The following is a 15,878-nucleotide window of genomic DNA, read 5'->3' as shown; positions in this document are numbered from 1 at the left end:
TCTGGTAGTCGAAGTGGTTGGAGACGACCCCGACGATGTCGATCGGCAAGGCGCCGATCTTCCAGCGGTAGAGAAGATCGTTCAGGCAATGGCCGAAGCGCGACACCATGAGCAACACCTTCATGCGCTCGGACTGTTCGTGGAGCGCCGTCTCCATCTCGAACTTCGAGGCAATCGGTTTCAGCCCTTCCTTGAGAGCCGCAAGGCCAACCCGCTCCTCCGAGATGAAGCTGGTGCGCATGAAGAACTTGCCGGTACCCAGATCGTCGAACTGCGAGCTGTCGGCGATATTGCAGCCCTGCTCGGCCAGATATCCCGATAGCGCCGCAACCACGCCGCGCGTCGACTTGCAGGATACGGTCAGAACGAAATTCTGCATCTTCATTTCTCTCCCCTCGCCGTTGGTAGCGCGCACGGGTGTCGATCCATCCCTGTTGCCGACGCCGCAAATTGCTACCAGAGCAGATCGATGGAATCAATCTTCAGGAATATATATTTCTCCTGAGGCAACTTTTGCTTTCGCAGCTTGGCGGGAAATCGCGCGTAGGCGAAAAGGGATGAGCAGAAGCTTTCCTCAGTCCTCTCCGCGGCCGCGCGGATAGGAAATGATCGACAGATACCGGATCGGCAGCGTGGTCAGTTCTTCCGGCCCGTGCGGCGCGTCGGCGTCGAAGAACAGACTATCCCCCGGAGTCAAGCGGTAAAGATTGTTGCCATGCCGGTAAACCACCTCGCCTTCCAGCATGTAGAGGAACTCCAGACCATCGTGTTGAAACGTCGGAAAGACGTCCGAGTCTTCGGTCAGCGTGATGAGATAAGGCTCGACGACGACGCCGGAGGTGTTCGATCCGATATGGCCGAGGAGGTTGTACTGGTGGCCGGCGCGGGTGCCGCGCCGCTCGACGTCGACGCCCTCCCCCGCTTTGACGAACACGGCGCTATGCTCCTCCTCGAAACGGCGGAAGAAGGCGGTGATCGGCACGCCGAGTGCCCGGGACAGCGTCTGCAAAGTCGTGAGCGACGGCGATGTGTTGCCATTCTCGATCTTCGACAGCATGCCGACCGAAATATCGGTCGCGGAGGCGACGTCGGCTACTGTAATGCCGAGCTTCTTGCGGAAGGCACGCACCTCATGACCGATCGCGACTTCCAGCACCTTTTCACGAGTATCGCGGATGGCATGCGGATCCTGAGTGAGCGGCGTGACACGCGCCAACTCTGCAGCCGTCTTGCGCACGCCGTCGGCGCCCACGGACCCCTTGCCGTTCTTCTTCGAGTTCCGATGCTTTTCCGCGTTTTCCCTGCCCATGCCGATCTCGCCTTGTTTTTACTGATAGTAAATATTTCTGGGTCTTCCACAACGCCATAAGCGCGCGGCCGAGGAAGTATTCTGCCCTGAGTAGAAGATCAACTCTCGCTCCAACCTATGCCTGCTCCGGCGATGTGTTGCGCGTAACGGGGCGTGACCGCGAACACGCTGGAATGCGCCCGCGCGTCCATCGGCCCCCCGCCTCACTGTCGCTCGATCGCCCGGGCCCGGCTCGGTCGGGACGGCGTCACTTGACAGTGGTCTCGCTTTGCCTGACATTCCTGTTAGGCAAATATTTTTTCTAAGCAGAAAAAGGCCGGCTCCCGGCACCGAAATTATAAGGAACGAAAAACTACCCGGAGGAAGAACCATTGGAGGAGGAAAGCGAATGGAAGCGACACTAAGCAAGCTTGGCGAAGATGCGAGCTTCAGCCAGCGTATCGATGCAATGCACAGACGTGACCGTGTCTGCCTTACGGCCTTCGTCGTGGTCCTCTGGTGCACCCTGCTCTTCGCGCTGTTTACCGTTTGGCCCTACATCGCAACGCCGGCCATCGCCGTCATCCTGACGGTCGCCTGCGGCCTGGTGCTGCTCTTCAACACAGCCGCCATCATTGCCATGCTGCGCCATTACGAAGAAGACAAGCACTTCATCTACAGCCTCGATCTCAAGCATCTCGACGAGATGCGCCCGCAAAGCCGTTAGGAGGTATCATGGCATACGAACCTCCGAAACAGAGCTTTGCAGGCCAGATCTTCGACGTGATCACGTTGCTGGTGCTGACCATCGGAGCCCTCTACATACCGCTCTATCTTGGCCTTGCGGGCGCGGCCAAGGTGCCCGATCCGATCGCCGATCCGACCTGGGAAGCGCTCGGCCAGAACGCCACCGAGCAGCAGCAGTGGGCCGCGCTCGGCATCACCGATCCGGCGGCCGCCAACGACATCATCACCGCGCGCTTCGACTATAGCTTCAGTTGGGCCTCGCTCGTCGTCATGGCCGTGCTCGTCATCGGTTACTTCGTGATGGTGGTCCGGCTTTCCGACAGGGAGTACCGCGAAGTGATCGAAGAACGCTTCGGCACGAAACGACGCTAGGGAGGCGGCGGCCATGTGGGACATACTCGAATACGCGGCCTGGACGCTTTCGGCGCTGTTCGGCGTGCTGATGCTCGCCGATCTCGTTCGCATCGACACCACTTACGACAACGAACTGCTGATCTCCTCTCGCGAAGGCGAGATCGAGGCGACGGCAGAGCGCCACGAGATCTGAGGGGAGGACGGCAAATGGACGATACTACATCCGCCGTAGCCGAGCCGGACCGGCTGCGCCTGCTGAGGGTGCTCGGGCCTGCGCACGTCTGGGCACTCGGCGTCGGCATCGTGCTCGTCGGCGAATATATGGGCTGGAATTTCTCGGTGGGCAAAGGCGGCATGATCGCCGGCCTGTTGGCTTGCTGGGTGGCCGGCCTGCTCTACACCTGCGTCGCCATGATCGACTCGGAAGTGACTTCGACGGTCGCCGCGGCCGGCGGCCAGTACGCACAGGCCAAGCACATCGTCGGCCCTCTGATGGCCTTCAATGTCGGCCTCTTCCTTGTGATGGCCTATACCATGCTCGAAGCCGCCAACGCCATCACCGTCGGCTTCCTGCTCGACACCGTGGCCGGAATGCAGGGCCAGGCCGGGCTCAACCAGCAACCCTTCATCGTTCTCGCCATCATGTTCCTGGCGTGGCTCAACTATCGCGGCGTGCTCGCGACCCTGACCTTCAACCTGGTGATCACCGCCATCGCCTTCCTTGCAATCGTGGCGTTGTTCGTATCGGTGCAGTTCGGCGCCTCGGCGGTGCCGCTCGATTTTTCGGCCATCACCTCCGATCCGCTACCCTATGGCTGGGTGGGCATCGTGGCATCGCTGCATTTCGGACTCTGGTACTATCTCGGTATCGAGGGTACCTGCCAGGCGGCCGAGGAGGTGCGCTCTCCTGCCCGCTCGCTTCCCTACGGCACGATGGCCGGCATCATGACGCTGCTGATCGCGGCCACCATGACCTGGTATATCTGCTCCGGCCTGATGCCGTGGGAATATCTCGGCCAGGCCGGCACGCCTTTGTTCGACGCCGCCCGCGTCACCGGCAGCACCGGACTGATGGTTCTGCTCTTCGTCGGCACGGCGTTCGCCACGCTCGCCTCCGCCAACGGCTGCATCAATGACGCTTCCCGCGCCTGGTTCTCCATGAGCCGTGACCGTTATCTGCCGAGCTGGTTCGGTGCCGTCCATCCGGTCTACCGCACGCCCTATCGAGCGATCGTATTCCTGGTCCCGATCGCGCTTATCTTCGCGCTCGGCGCCCCGCTCGACCAGGTCGTGACCTTCTCGATCCTGTCGGGCCTGCTCGGCTACACCTTCATGACCTTCAACATGGTGATGTTCCGAAACAAGTGGCCGCTCGGCAAGATCAAGCGCGGCTACGTGCACCCGTTTCATCCTTTACCCACGGTCGTGCTGCTCATTCTGTGCTCGACCGCCTATTTCGCCGTGTTCCTGGGCTACGGCACGCAGCTCAGCGCGATGATGTGCTTCTACATCGTGGCTTCGCTGTGGTTTCACTTCCGGCGCTACAAGTTCGTACGCCGCGGCGATCAGTTCACGATGCCGTGGCCAAAGCCACAAGGCTATTGATCGGGTCGGGCCGGCGGCGCCTGCGAGCCGCCGGCCTTCAAGGGGCGCGCACTGCCCGTTCGGCGCGCGCCGCCCGCCCTCACGAAACTGTCCGGAGCGCTTCCCGCGCAGAAGCCGGCGACCAAGCCAGGGCGATCGTATGATCACCACAATTGCCTTCTCTGCCTTCGCAATAGCTTCCGGCGTATGGATGAGCGTTCGCGCGGTCCGCGACCATCGGGCGGCCATTACCGAGCGCCGCGGCCTCCTGGACGACGCGGCGCGGCACTTTCCGGGCGCCCGCATAACCCACGGCGCAGATCACTTTCCGATCCTCGCCGGCAGGCTGGACGACGGGCGGCAGGTACGGGTCGAACTCGTCCCCGACACGCTGGTCTGCCGACGATTGCCACAACTGTGGCTGAAGCTCACCCTGCTCGAAACCAGCCCCTGTGCCAGGCCGAAGATCGGTGCGCTGGCGCGGCCGACCGGCGCCGAATTCTACTCGCTCGTGCACGAGATGCCGCATCTGTTGATCCCGCCGCCCAGCGACGCCGCCCTCCTGATGCGCGGCGACGGCAATGCTTCGCGTCGGCAGGTCGAACGCGCCGCAGCCATGTTCGGCAAGCTGTTCGCCGATCCCACGCTCAAGGAGGCCGCGATTACTTCACGCGGCGTGCGGCTGGTCCGCCAGGCGGCTCAGGGGCAACGCGGCGCCCATCTGCTGCTGCGGCAGGCGCAGTTTTCAATCACGGCCATTGCGCCCGAGACGATACGCCGGACGATCGCCGAAGCAGAGGCCCTGAGCGGCTCGCTGGCGGACGATGAGCCTGCTTATTCGCTGCCGCCGTCGGCGGGAGCGATTCCAGAAGGTATTCAGCGGTTTTCGGACCGGGAGTGCGCAGTTTCAAAGTGCTGAGGAGGCCGCCGTGGCCAAGCCGATCAATCCCTATCTCGTGCTGATATTGGCCACGATGCTGCCCGGGGCCGGCCATGTCGCCCTGCGCGATGCGGCTCGGGGCCTGGCCTTCGCTTTTTTCGTCGTTTTCTTTTCGGTGATCACCTACATGACGACGCCACCGGACCGCTCCTTCATCGGGCGGCATGCAGGCGGCATTTTCGTCTGGGCCCTGTCGATCCCCGACGCCTACCGCCGTGCGCGCATCCGCACGGTGATGGCCCGGAAGAGCTGAAGCGACCTGCAGCTCACGGCCGGGACGTCGGTCGAGGCGTTTCCAAGATCGTTTCACTGTCTTTCAACAACGAAACGATCCGGTTCTTTCAAGCTGACGGAAAAGCCCTGGTGCTACACGTCGAGCGTGGTCTGGTGCTCCCATTCGGTGAATTGCGAGCAATAGGTGTTCCACTCGCCCTGTTTCAGCTTCAGATAGGCGGCGGAGAACTCGCGTCCCAGGGCCTCCTGCAGTTCCTCGTCCCGATTGTATTCCCGCAATGCGTCGAGCAGGTTCAGCGGAAGCTTCGGCGCGTCGGTTACCTTATGGCCGTCCTTGTACATGTCGATGTCGTAGTGACGGCCGGGATCGGCCTTGGAGCGAACGCCCGAAAGGCCGGCCGCAATGATGATCGCCTGCAGGAGGTAGGGATTGACGGCGCCGTCCGGAAGGCGCAGCTCGAAACGGCCGGGGCCGGGAACGCGCACCATGTGGGTGCGGTTGTTGCCGGTCCAGGTCACCGAATTTGGCGCCCAGGTTGCGCCGGAGATCGTGCGCGGCGCGTTGATCCGCTTGTAGGAGTTGACCGTCGGATTGGTAACCGCGGCGAGCGCGCTTGCATGTTTCATGATGCCGCCCAGGAAGTGGCGTCCCTCGGCTGAAAGGCCGAACTCCGCTTTGCTGTCGGCAAAGGCATTCACCTCGCCTTCCAGATCCCAGACCGAAATGTGGCAATGGCAACCGTTGCCCGTCAGACCCTTGAACGGCTTCGGCATGAAGGTCGCGCGCAGCCCGTGCTTCTCGGCGACCGACTTCACCATGAACTTGAAAAAGGAGTGCTTGTCGGCGGTCCGGAGCGCGTCGTCATACTCCCAGTTCATCTCGAACTGGCCATTCGCATCCTCATGGTCGTTCTGGTAGGGCTTCCATCCGAGTTCGAGCATGTAGTCGCAGATTTCGGCGATCACGTCGTAGCGGCGCATGATCGCCTGCTGGTCATAGCAAGGCTTTTCCGCCGTATCGAACGTGTCGGAAATCTTCGATCCGTCCGGCGAGATCAGGAAGAACTCCGGTTCGACGCCGGTCTTGACGCGAAGACCTTCCTGGGCGGCCTGAGCGACGAGCTTCTTCAACACCACGCGCGGTGCCTGTTCCACGGGCGCGTCGTCCATGACGCAGTCTGCCGCCACCCAGGCGACATCCTTCTTCCAGGGGAGTTGGATGGCCGCGGACGCATCCGGGAGAGCGAAGAGATCGGGATGTGCAGGCGTGAGATCGAACCAGGTGGCAAAGCCTGCGAAGCCCGCGCCGCCCTTCTGCATGTCGGCGATCGCCTCTGCGGGAACCAGTTTGGCGCGCTGCCCGCCGAAGAGATCGGTGTAGCTGATCATGAAATATTTGACGCCCTTTTCGCGGGCGAATGTGGAGAGATCCAGTGTCACTTTGTTCCCCTTTTGGATTCCGACACTCAATTTCAAACGAAAAGGCCGCACCCTCTCAAGTGCGGCCCTTAACCCTTTCATTCAAAAGGTACCTTTGCCAGGATACCAGCTCGTTCCCGCAAGCGGCACCTGGGCCATGGCTGCGGCTTCCATCGTCAGCGCGCACAGATCCTCCGGCTCGAGATTGTGGAGGTGGTTCTTGCCGCAGGCACGGGCGATGGTCTGTGCTTCGAGCGTCATCACCTTCAGATAGTTGGCCAGCCGCCGGCCGGCGGCGACCGGGTCGAGGCGCTTCATCAGTTCGGGGTCCTGCGTCGTGATGCCGGCGGGGTCCTTGCCCTCGTGCCAGTCGTCATAGGCGCCGGCCGTCGTGCCGAGCTTCTGGTATTCTTCTTCCCAGTGCGGGTCGTTGTCGCCGATGGCGACCAACGCCGCGGTGCCGATGGCCACCGCGTCGGCTCCAAGCGCCAGCGCCTTGGCGACGTCCGCGCCGGAGCGGATACCCCCGGACACGACGAGCTGTACCTTGCGGTGCATGCCGAGATCCTGGAGCGCCTGGACGGCCGGCCGAATGCAGGCAAGCGTCGGCATGCCGACATTCTCGATGAAGACGTCCTGCGTCGCCGCGGTCCCGCCCTGCATGCCGTCGAGCACGACGACATCCGCACCGGCTTTGACCGCGAGCGCCGTGTCGTAATAGGGCCGCGCACCGCCGACCTTGACGTAGATCGGCTTCTCCCAGTCGGTGATCTCGCGCAGTTCGAGAATTTTGATCTCGAGGTCGTCCGGCCCGGTCCAATCGGGATGACGGCAGGCCGAGCGCTGGTCGATGCCCTTCGGCAGGTTGCGCATGTTGGCGACCCTGTCGGAGATCTTCTGGCCGAGCAGCATGCCGCCGCCACCGGGCTTGGCCCCTTGCCCGACCACCACCTCGATCGCATCCGCGCGGCGCAGATCCCTCGGGTTCATGCCGTAACGCGACGGCAGGTACTGATAGACGAGCGTCTGAGAATGACCGCGCTCCTCATCCGTCATACCCCCGTCGCCGGTGGTGGTCGACGTTCCCGAAGCCGTCGCACCGCGTCCGAGTGCTTCCTTGGCGGGGCCGGAAAGCGCTCCGAAGCTCATGCCGGCGATGGTGATCGGAATCTTCAGATGGATCGGCTTCTTCGCGAAGCGCGTTCCCAGGACGACCGAGGTGTCGCATTTCTCGCGATAGCCTTCGAGCGGATAGCGCGAGATCGATGCGCCGAGAAAGAGAAGATCGTCGAAATGCGGAACCTTGCGCTTGGTGCCGGCGCCTCTGATGTCATAAATGCCCGTCGCAGCCGCACGGCGGATTTCCGCAAGCGTATAGTCGTCGAAAGTCGCGGACTTGCGCGGCGGGGTATAGGGGTTGTGATAGCTCATACTGGTCCCTGCCTTTAATACGCGTCTGCGTTGTCGATGTTGAAATTGTAGAGCTTGCGGGCCGAGCCGTAGCGCTTGAACTCTTCCGGACGGACATCCTTGACGTCGGCCTTTTCCAGGAGCTCGGCCAGCTTTTGCAGATGCTCCGGACGCATCTCCTTCTCGATGCAATCGGCGCCGAGACTCTTGACCGTGCCGCGTACGAAGAGCTTGGCCTCGTAGAGGCTGTCACCCAGGGCATCGCCCGCGTCGCCGAGCACGACGAGGTGGCCCGACTGGCCCATGAAAGCCGACATATGGCCGATATTTCCATGGACGACGATATCGATGCCTTTCATCGAGATGCCGCAGCGCGACGCCGCGTTGCCCTTTATCACGAGCAGGCCGCCGCGGCCGGTCGCGCCCGCATACTGGCTGGCATCGCCCTCGATGACGACTGTGCCGGACATCATGTTTTCCGCGACACCCGGGCCTGCCGAGCCATGGACCCTGACCGTTCCGCCGTCGTTCATGCCGGCGCAATAGTAGCCGACGGAGCCGTTCACATCGACCACGACGGGACCGTCGATCCCGACGGCGACCGCATGGCTGCCGCGCGGATTGGCGACTTCGAAGGACAGATCGTTCGAGCCCTGCTGAATATTATGGAGGGACCTATTGAGTTCACGCAGCGGCGTGGTGGCGAGATCAATAACAGGCATACTTGAAAAATCCTTGGAAAGGGGCCGAAATACCCGTCAGGCGGCCTTCTGATGGTCCCAGAAGTAAACGGTCGCGGGCTCCGGCTCCCAGATGCGCGCGCTCTCGATATCCGGCAAATTGACCAGCGCCCGGTATTCGGAACCGAATGCGACATAGCGATCCGTTTCAGCCATGACCGCCGGCTTGCACGCGATCGGGTCACGCACGACGCCGAAGCCCGACTTGGTACCGACGACGAAGGTAAAGAAACCGTCGAGGTCGTCGAGCGCGCCGGTCAGGGCCTGTCCGAGATCCTTGCCCTTGGCCATTTCCGCCGTGAGGTACGCGGCAGCGACCTCCGTGTCGTTCTGCGTCTCGAAGGCAATTCCTTCACGGATCAGTTCCCGGCGCAGATTGTTATGGTTCGACAACGATCCGTTATGCACGAGGCACTGATCCGACCCGGTGGAAAACGGGTGTGCGCCAAGTGTGGTCACGGCCGATTCCGTAGCCATTCGGGTGTGGCCGATGCCATGCGAACCGCCCATCGAGCGCACATCGAACCGTGCGACGACATCCTTCGGCAGGCCGACTTCCTTGTAGATTTCGACACTGTCGCCGGCGCCCATGATGCGCACATCCGGACGGATGGCGGCGAGAACGGCACGGACATCCGCGAGCCTGGCGGCTGCGATCCCAACGACCGCATGGGTGCTCTTGACGGCAACGCGTGCCGGCACGCCTGCTTCGGCGAGATCCCGTTCAAGGTCTGCGAAGTCAATCTCGGGCTTAGCAGACTGGATCGTCACCTTCGCCTTCCCCTCGGTAGCCGAGCCGTAAATGGCCAGCCCGGCCGAGTCCGGACCACGGTCCGTCATGGTGATCAACATGTCCGAAAGAAGCTCGCCAAGCTGCGGCTCGAGCCTGCTGTCTTTCAGAAACAAACCAACAATGCCGCACATTCGCGTAGTCCCTCCATTCGTGCATGGAACGATGCTAGCACGCAGTCGCGGGACCATCAACTGTGGAGAATATTTTTTTCTTACTAGGCAAGATCAGAAGCGTCAGCTCATGAACCGTTGCGGCGGCGCAGGCTTCCCGGAGTCTCCGAAAACAGGCGTTTGAACGCATTCGAAAAATGTGCGGGGCTCGAAAAGCCCGTGGCGTAGGCGATCTCCGGGATAGAGAGCGGGCTCTGCTGCAGGAGCCGGCGGGCATGCCGCAGCCGGATCTCCCGGTAGGTGTCGAGAAAGCCGGCACCGCGATGCTCCCTGAAAAGCCGGTCGAGATGCCGCGGGCTCACCCCGGCCAGACGCGCCATGACAGTCCGGTCGAGCGGCCGTTCGATCGCCGTTTCCATCTTCTCGAGAACCGCAAGCAGGGCGGGATGATTGGTACCGAACCGCTCTGCGGCCGAACCGCGCTGCGGCGCCGCCGGCTCGGCGACGGCCGCGTGCAGATACCAGTCGCTGACCCGGCGGGCGAAGTCGGTTCCCAGGCGTTCGGCGATCATCGCATGCATCATGTCGAGCGGCGCCACCCCGCCGCCGCAGGTGGCAATTCCACCGTCCAGCACGAAGCGCGCATGTCTCGGGTTGAGATGGGGAAATGCTTCCTTCAGCGCAGGCGCGTGCTCCCAGTGAATGGTGAAGTCGCGGCTGTCGAGCAGTCCCGCAGCGGCAAGCACGAAGGCTCCGCTCGATATGCCGCCGACGCGAATACCGAGGCGCGAGAGCCGCCGGAGCGTCGTGTGGGATGCAGACGTATCCGCCCAGTCGGTTGGCTCTCCGCCCGCGCAAACGAAGACGGTATGGCAGGCTTCCGCTTCACTCTCCAGATCCGCACAGCCGACCGACAGCCCGGAGGATGAAGAGACGGTCCCTCCTCCCTGCGCAAGCGGGACGATCTGGTAGAGCGGCCGGCCGGCAAGAAGATTGGCCGCACGCAGGGGCTCCGTCGCCGACGCGTAGCTCATCAGGGCAAAATTGCGCACCAGCAAAAATCCGATCCTCTGCACGTTCTTGCTGTCGGAAGATGCTGTCATGACCGATTCCTACATCGGAAAGTCCCAAAATTGCAAGTCTCCGGAGGATTGGGATGTTAACCTGCCCCCTTGGATTACTTTTGGGGCGGCATCCATGCGCTACTCAGCACTTTCCATCCTCCTGAACGGTCTGCGCGGCAACCGGAACTGGACGCCGGCATGGCGCCAGCCCGACCCGAAGCCCCATTACGACGTGATCATCGTCGGCGGCGGTGGCCATGGCCTGGCGACGGCCTACTATCTCGCAAAGGAATTCGGCATCGCCAATGTCGCGGTGCTGGAAAAGAACTATATCGGTTCGGGCAATGTCGGCCGCAACACGACCATCATCCGCTCGAACTACCTGCTCCCCGGCAACAATCCGTTCTACGAGCTCTCCATGAAGCTCTGGGAGGGGCTGGAGCAGGATTTCAACTTCAATGCCATGGTCTCGCAGCGGGGCGTTCTCAACCTCTTCCATTCCGACGCTCAGCGCGACGCCTATACGCGGCGCGGCAATGCGATGCGGCTGCACGGGGTGGACGCGGACCTTCTCGACCGGGCGGCCGTGCGCAAGATGCTGCCCTTCCTCGATTTCGACAATGCCCGCTTCCCCATTCAGGGCGGGCTCCTGCAGCGCCGCGGCGGCACCGTGCGTCACGATGCCGTCGCCTGGGGCTATGCCCGCGGCGCAGACAGCCGCGGCGTCGACATCATCCAGAATTGCGAAGTGACCGGGATCAGGCGGGAAAACGGGCGCGTCATCGGCGTCGAGACCAACCGCGGCTTCGTCGGCTGTGGAAAGCTGGCGCTGGCGGCGGCCGGCAATTCCTCGCAGGTCGCCGAAATGGCCGGATTGCGCCTGCCGTTGGAGAGCCACGTGCTCCAGGCCTTCGTATCGGAAGGCTTGAAGCCGTTTATCGACGGCGTGGTCACGTTCGGAGCCGGGCATTTCTACGTCTCGCAATCGGACAAGGGCGGCCTGGTCTTCGGTGGCGATATCGACGGCTACAATTCCTATGCCCAGCGCGGCAACCTCGCGACCGTGGAACACGTGGCGGAAGCCGGCAAGGCGATGATCCCGGCATTGTCCCGTGTGCGCGTGCTGCGTTCCTGGGGCGGCATCATGGATATGAGCATGGACGGCTCGCCGATCATCGACCGCACCCCGATAGACAATCTCTACCTGAATGCCGGCTGGTGCTATGGAGGGTTCAAGGCCACTCCCGCCTCGGGATTCTGCTTCGCCCACCTTCTCGCCCGGGGCGCGCCACAGAAGACCGCCGCAGCTTTTCGTCTCGACCGTTTCGAGCGCGGCTTCCTCATCGACGAAAAGGGACAGGGCGCTCAGCCCAACCTTCACTGATTTCGCCCACCAAGGAACATCCGAAATGGCAAGCCTCGTGCCCTGCCCGAATTGCGGGCGAAGACCCAAGGAAGAATTCACCATCAAGGGCGCGGCCCTGTCGCGACCGGCGGCTGACGCGGATTCGGCCGATTGGTTCGACTACGTCTACCTGCGCGACAACCCGCGCGGCGCCTACGAGGAATACTGGCACCACACGTCCGGGTGCCGCCGCTGGCTCGTCGTTGCCCGGGACACCGTGACGCATGAGATTGCGGCGTGCGACGATGCGGCCGACCGCTCTCGATCGGAGGCGCGCAAATGAGCTCCTACCGTTTGCCGAAACGCGGTCTCGTCGACCGCAACGTCCCGCTCTCCTTTACCTTCGACGGTCGCCCCATGCAGGGCCTCGAAGGCGACACGCTCGCTTCGGCATTGCTTGCGAACGGGCGGATGCTCGTCGGACGCAGCTTCAAATACCACCGGCCCCGCGGGATCCTGACGGCGGGGGCCGCCGAACCGAACGCGCTGGTCACGGTTGGCCGCGGCGGCCGCGCCGAGCCGAACACGCGCGCCACCATGCAGGAGCTCTACGAGGGCCTCGAGGCGCGGAGCCAGAACCGCTGGCCCTCGCTCGACTTCGATATCGGTGCGCTGAACGGTCTACTGTCACCCTTCCTCGGCGCCGGCTTCTACTACAAGACTTTCATGTGGCCGGCGCCGCTCTGGGAGAAGCTCTACGAACCGGTCATCCGCAAGGCTGCCGGCCTCGGCAAGGCAAGCTACGAAGCGGATCCCGACGCCTATGAGAAGAGCTGGGCGCATTGCGACCTGCTGGTCATCGGCGCCGGCCCGACGGGGCTAGCCGCTGCACTTACCGCCGGCCGCGCCGGCGCGCGGGTCATTCTCGTCGACGAGGGCTCGCTGCCCGGCGGCTCGCTCCTGTCCGATACGGCGACGATCGGCGGCAAGGCGGGGGCTGATTTCGCCCGCGACGCAAGCGACGAATTGCGGTCGATGCCGAATGTCCGGGTCCTGATGCGGACGACCGCCTTCGGCTGGTATGACGGCAACGTCTTCGGCGCGCTCGAGCGCGTGCAGAAGCATGTGCGGGAGCCCGCCAGCCATCTGCCCGTCGAGAGGCTGTGGCGGATCGTTGCCGGAAAGGCCCTGCTTGCGACAGGTGCCGAAGAGCGCCCGCTCGTCTTCGGCGGCAACGATCGGCCGGGCGTGATGATGGCAGGCGCGATGCGCGCCTATCTCAACCGCTACGGTGTCGCCCCGGGCCGGGCGACCGCCATCTTCACCACCAACGACAGCGGCTATGCGCTCGCGCAGGACCTCGAAGCCGCAGGCGTCGACGTTGTCGCCATCGTCGACAGCCGCCCTGCGGCCGGCGTCGGCTATCGCGGCAAAGCGCGCCTCGTCCGGGAAGCGGTCGTGTGCGGCACCAAGGGCGGCAAGGCGATCTCGGCGATCGAAGTTCATCACGGCGGTCGAACGGAAACGATCGCGGTCGATGCGCTCGCCATGGCGGGCGGCTTCGACCCGGTCATCCACCTTGCCTGCCACCGAGGCGGCAAGCCCGTCTGGTCTGCGGAAAAGGCGGCGTTTCTCGCGCCCGGGAGCTTGAAGGGGCTCGAGGCTGCGGGCGGTGCCGCAGCGACGACGGGCCTCGCTGCCTGCCTCGGGGAAGGCGCCGCACGAGCTGAAGCCATCGTCAAGGAGTTCGGTCTGTCCTGCCCGCCGGTCGCCCTTCCCAAGGTCGAGGGCGACGAAGGCAGACATTCCCCTGCCCCGCTGTGGTCGATCCCCGGGGTCAAGGACAAGGCCTTCGTCGACTTCCAGAACGACGTGCATCTCAGGGATATCGGTCTGGCCGTCCGCGAAGGCTACAGCCATGTCGAGCTTGCCAAGCGCTACACCACCACCGGCATGGCCACGGACCAGGGCAAGCTCTCGAACGTCAATGCGATCGGGTTGATCGCCAAGGCACGCGGCGTCTCGCCCGCCGAGGTCGGGACGACGACCTTCCGCCCTTTCTACACGCCGGTATCCTTCGGTGCGCTGACCGGCGCGCATACGGGCCATCATTTCCAGCCGGTCCGCAAGTCGCCGCTTCATGATTGGGCAAAGAAACACGGTGCCGTCTTCGTCGAGACGGGTCTCTGGTATCGATCCTCCTGGTTCCCGCTGAACGGTGAGCGGACTTGGCGGGAGAGCGTCGAGCGAGAGGTCCTGAACGTACGGAAGAATGCCGGACTCTGTGACGTCTCGATGCTGGGCAAGATCGAGATAACAGGAAGCGACGCCGCCGAATTTCTCAATCGCGTATACTGCAACGCCTTCCTCAAACTGCCCGTCGGAAAGGCGCGTTACGGGCTCATGCTGCGCGAGGACGGCTTCATCTACGACGACGGCACGACGAGCCGACTCGAGGAGAACCGCTTTTTCATGACGACCACCACCGCCTATGCGGCCGGCGTCATGAACCACCTCGAATTCTGTGCGCAGGTGCTCTGGCCGGAACTGGACGTGCGTCTTGCCTCCATCACCGACCAGTGGGCGCAAATGGCGATTGCCGGTCCGAAAGCACGCATGATCCTGCAGAAGATCGTCGACGAGGATATATCCGACGCGGCGTTTCCGTATCTTGCAGCGAAGGAGGTTTCGCTGTTTAGCGCCGCCCTTCACGGCTGCCTCTTTCGCATTTCCTTCTCCGGCGAGCTCGCCTACGAACTTGCGGTTCCGGCCGGCTACGGGGAAAGCGTCGCCGATGCACTCCTGGAAGCGGGGAAGGATCACGGCATCATGCCTTACGGCGTCGAGACGCTCAGCGTTCTGCGCATCGAAAAGGGCCATGTGACGCACAACGAGATCAACGGTACCGTCGTGCCGGCCGATCTGGGCTTCGGGAAAATGGTTTCGGCCAGCAAACCGGATTTCGTCGGCAAAGCGATGCTTCAGCGGGAGGGGCTGACTGCGCCCGACCGGCCGCAGCTGGTGGGCCTCGTACCGCTCGATCCGCAGCAGTCGTTCCGCAGCGGCTCGCACATTCTCGCCAAGGGGGCGGCAGCCACCCTCGAAAACGACGAGGGCTATGTCACCTCGAGCGCCTATTCTCCGCATGTCGGATCCACCATCGCGCTGGCGCTCGTCAAGAACGGCCGCAACCGTCACGGCGAAGAGGTGCTGGTCTGGAGCGGCCTTCACGGAGAATCCACGCCTGCACGTCTCTGCAATCCGGTTTTCTTCGACCCTCAGAACGAGAGGCTCCATGTCTGAATTCCGTCCAACCCTTCGTCCGGCGCTCGGCAGCAAGCAGACGGTCGCTTTCGCCGATTTCAGGCTCTCGCCACTTCCGGAAGGCACGATCCTCCATGTTCTCGCCCGGCCGGGTCAGGAGGACATCGTGCCCTTTCTCGGCAGGTTCACCGACGCGGCTCCGCACGCTTTGCGCCCGGTTTCGCCCGACCAGTGGTTCATCATCAGCGACGCACCTATCCCGCATCAGGAAATGAAGAGCCTCTTTGCCGCCCTCGAACCGCGCGCCACCGGTGTCGATCAGAGCCACGGCCGCGTCCGCATCCGGATCGAGGGAAAGATGGTGCACCGCGCGCTTTCGAAAGGCACAGCGCTCGACCTCGACCCGTCCGCGTTCCCGATCGGGCAGTCCGCGGTGACGCTGATCGGCCATATCGCGGCCCATGTCACCCGCGTCGGAGCGGAAACCTTCGAGATCATCGTGCTGCGCGGCTTTGCAGAAAGTCTTTGGGACGACCTTGCCCGAATGGGCCTGGAATTTGGCTGAACCCCACTGTCGGATAGCGAA

The 15,878-nt window shown here is 63.2% G+C and carries 16 protein-coding genes and 1 pseudogene; 10 read left to right on the top strand and 7 right to left on the bottom strand.

Annotation, left to right across the window (positions count from 1 at the left end):
• Both ACTJKL_RS07715 and ACTJKL_RS07710 read right to left on the bottom strand, forming a co-directional pair.
• The coding region (locus ACTJKL_RS07715) for an ACT domain-containing protein (RefSeq protein ID WP_440852743.1) at positions 1 to 379 on the bottom strand (379 nt) is incomplete at its 3' end.
• 195 nt (positions 380 to 574) lie between these two features.
• Positions 575 to 1,309, bottom strand: a complete 735-nt coding sequence (locus ACTJKL_RS07710; RefSeq protein WP_440852615.1) for a helix-turn-helix domain-containing protein — start codon at positions 1,307 to 1,309, stop codon at positions 575 to 577.
• A 388-nt stretch (positions 1,310 to 1,697) separates the two neighbouring features.
• Between ACTJKL_RS07710 and ACTJKL_RS07705 the strand changes: the two genes are divergently transcribed.
• The 6 genes and pseudogenes from ACTJKL_RS07705 to ACTJKL_RS07680 all read left to right on the top strand — a co-directional run bounded on the left by ACTJKL_RS07705 (position 1,698) and on the right by ACTJKL_RS07680 (position 5,166).
• A complete protein-coding gene (locus tag ACTJKL_RS07705) occupies positions 1,698 to 2,015 on the top strand; it encodes a hypothetical protein (protein ID WP_100669949.1) in 318 nt (105 codons plus the stop codon).
• Between the two features lie 8 nt (positions 2,016 to 2,023).
• Positions 2,024 to 2,407, top strand: a complete 384-nt coding sequence (locus ACTJKL_RS07700; protein WP_100669950.1) for a hypothetical protein — start codon at positions 2,024 to 2,026, stop codon at positions 2,405 to 2,407.
• A 13-nt stretch (positions 2,408 to 2,420) separates the two neighbouring features.
• Positions 2,421 to 2,582: a hypothetical protein gene (locus ACTJKL_RS07695; protein WP_440852614.1), complete on the top strand. Its 162-nt coding sequence runs from the start codon at positions 2,421 to 2,423 to the stop codon at positions 2,580 to 2,582.
• A 14-nt stretch (positions 2,583 to 2,596) separates the two neighbouring features.
• Entirely contained in the window at positions 2,597 to 3,994 is a 1,398-nt protein-coding gene (locus ACTJKL_RS07690) for an APC family permease (RefSeq protein ID WP_018099594.1), read from the top strand.
• Positions 3,995 to 4,133: 139 nt separating this feature from the next.
• Positions 4,134 to 4,875 (top strand): annotated as a pseudogene (locus ACTJKL_RS07685) (hypothetical protein); the annotation flags it as partial.
• A gap of 27 nt (positions 4,876 to 4,902) precedes the next feature.
• On the top strand, positions 4,903 to 5,166 hold the full coding sequence (locus tag ACTJKL_RS07680) for a hypothetical protein (protein WP_100669952.1): 264 nt from the start codon (positions 4,903 to 4,905) through the stop codon (positions 5,164 to 5,166).
• Positions 5,167 to 5,279: 113 nt separating this feature from the next.
• On the opposite strand, the gene glnT is transcribed toward ACTJKL_RS07680, so the two are convergent.
• The 5 genes from glnT to ACTJKL_RS07655 form a co-directional block, all read right to left on the bottom strand.
• Positions 5,280 to 6,587: a type III glutamate--ammonia ligase gene (glnT, locus tag ACTJKL_RS07675; RefSeq protein WP_018099595.1), complete on the bottom strand. Its 1,308-nt coding sequence runs from the start codon at positions 6,585 to 6,587 to the stop codon at positions 5,280 to 5,282.
• 81 nt (positions 6,588 to 6,668) lie between these two features.
• Complete coding sequence (locus ACTJKL_RS07670; protein WP_018099596.1) at positions 6,669 to 7,997, bottom strand: FMN-binding glutamate synthase family protein; 1,329 nt, start codon at positions 7,995 to 7,997, stop codon at positions 6,669 to 6,671.
• A gap of 14 nt (positions 7,998 to 8,011) precedes the next feature.
• On the bottom strand, positions 8,012 to 8,698 hold the full coding sequence (locus tag ACTJKL_RS07665; RefSeq protein WP_411926159.1) for a GltB/FmdC/FwdC-like GXGXG domain-containing protein: 687 nt from the start codon (positions 8,696 to 8,698) through the stop codon (positions 8,012 to 8,014).
• Positions 8,699 to 8,734: 36 nt separating this feature from the next.
• Complete coding sequence (locus ACTJKL_RS07660) at positions 8,735 to 9,640, bottom strand: class II glutamine amidotransferase (protein WP_018099598.1); 906 nt, start codon at positions 9,638 to 9,640, stop codon at positions 8,735 to 8,737.
• A gap of 107 nt (positions 9,641 to 9,747) precedes the next feature.
• Complete coding sequence (locus ACTJKL_RS07655) at positions 9,748 to 10,722, bottom strand: GlxA family transcriptional regulator (RefSeq protein WP_324762618.1); 975 nt, start codon at positions 10,720 to 10,722, stop codon at positions 9,748 to 9,750.
• 94 nt (positions 10,723 to 10,816) lie between these two features.
• On the opposite strand from ACTJKL_RS07655, the gene ACTJKL_RS07650 reads away from it, so the two are divergent.
• From ACTJKL_RS07650 to ACTJKL_RS07635, 4 genes are read left to right on the top strand one after another with little or no spacing between them, the layout of a single operon-like run.
• A complete protein-coding gene (locus ACTJKL_RS07650) occupies positions 10,817 to 12,067 on the top strand; it encodes a sarcosine oxidase subunit beta (RefSeq protein ID WP_275597055.1) in 1,251 nt (416 codons plus the stop codon).
• Between the two features lie 25 nt (positions 12,068 to 12,092).
• Positions 12,093 to 12,371 (top strand): sarcosine oxidase subunit delta family protein, encoded by a 279-nt coding sequence (locus ACTJKL_RS07645; protein ID WP_018099601.1) that lies wholly within the window; start codon positions 12,093 to 12,095, stop codon positions 12,369 to 12,371.
• The gene (locus ACTJKL_RS07640) at positions 12,368 to 15,331 is read left to right on the top strand and encodes a sarcosine oxidase subunit alpha (protein ID WP_440852613.1); all 2,964 of its coding nucleotides are present in this window, start codon (positions 12,368 to 12,370) and stop codon (positions 15,329 to 15,331) included. Before ACTJKL_RS07645 ends, ACTJKL_RS07640 begins: the two co-directional genes overlap by 4 nt.
• Entirely contained in the window at positions 15,324 to 15,857 is a 534-nt protein-coding gene (locus tag ACTJKL_RS07635) for a sarcosine oxidase subunit gamma family protein (protein ID WP_440852612.1), read from the top strand. The genes ACTJKL_RS07640 and ACTJKL_RS07635 overlap by 8 nt, the downstream gene beginning before the upstream one ends.
• Positions 15,858 to 15,878: the final 21 nt, after the last annotated feature.

Origin of the sequence: Sinorhizobium sp. 22678 (assembly GCF_052044265.1) — a bacterium.
GTDB lineage: Bacteria > Pseudomonadota > Alphaproteobacteria > Rhizobiales > Rhizobiaceae > Sinorhizobium > Sinorhizobium meliloti_A.
Note: the sequence above shows the minus strand (reverse complement) of the source record. Positions and strands in the feature narration are given on the sequence as shown.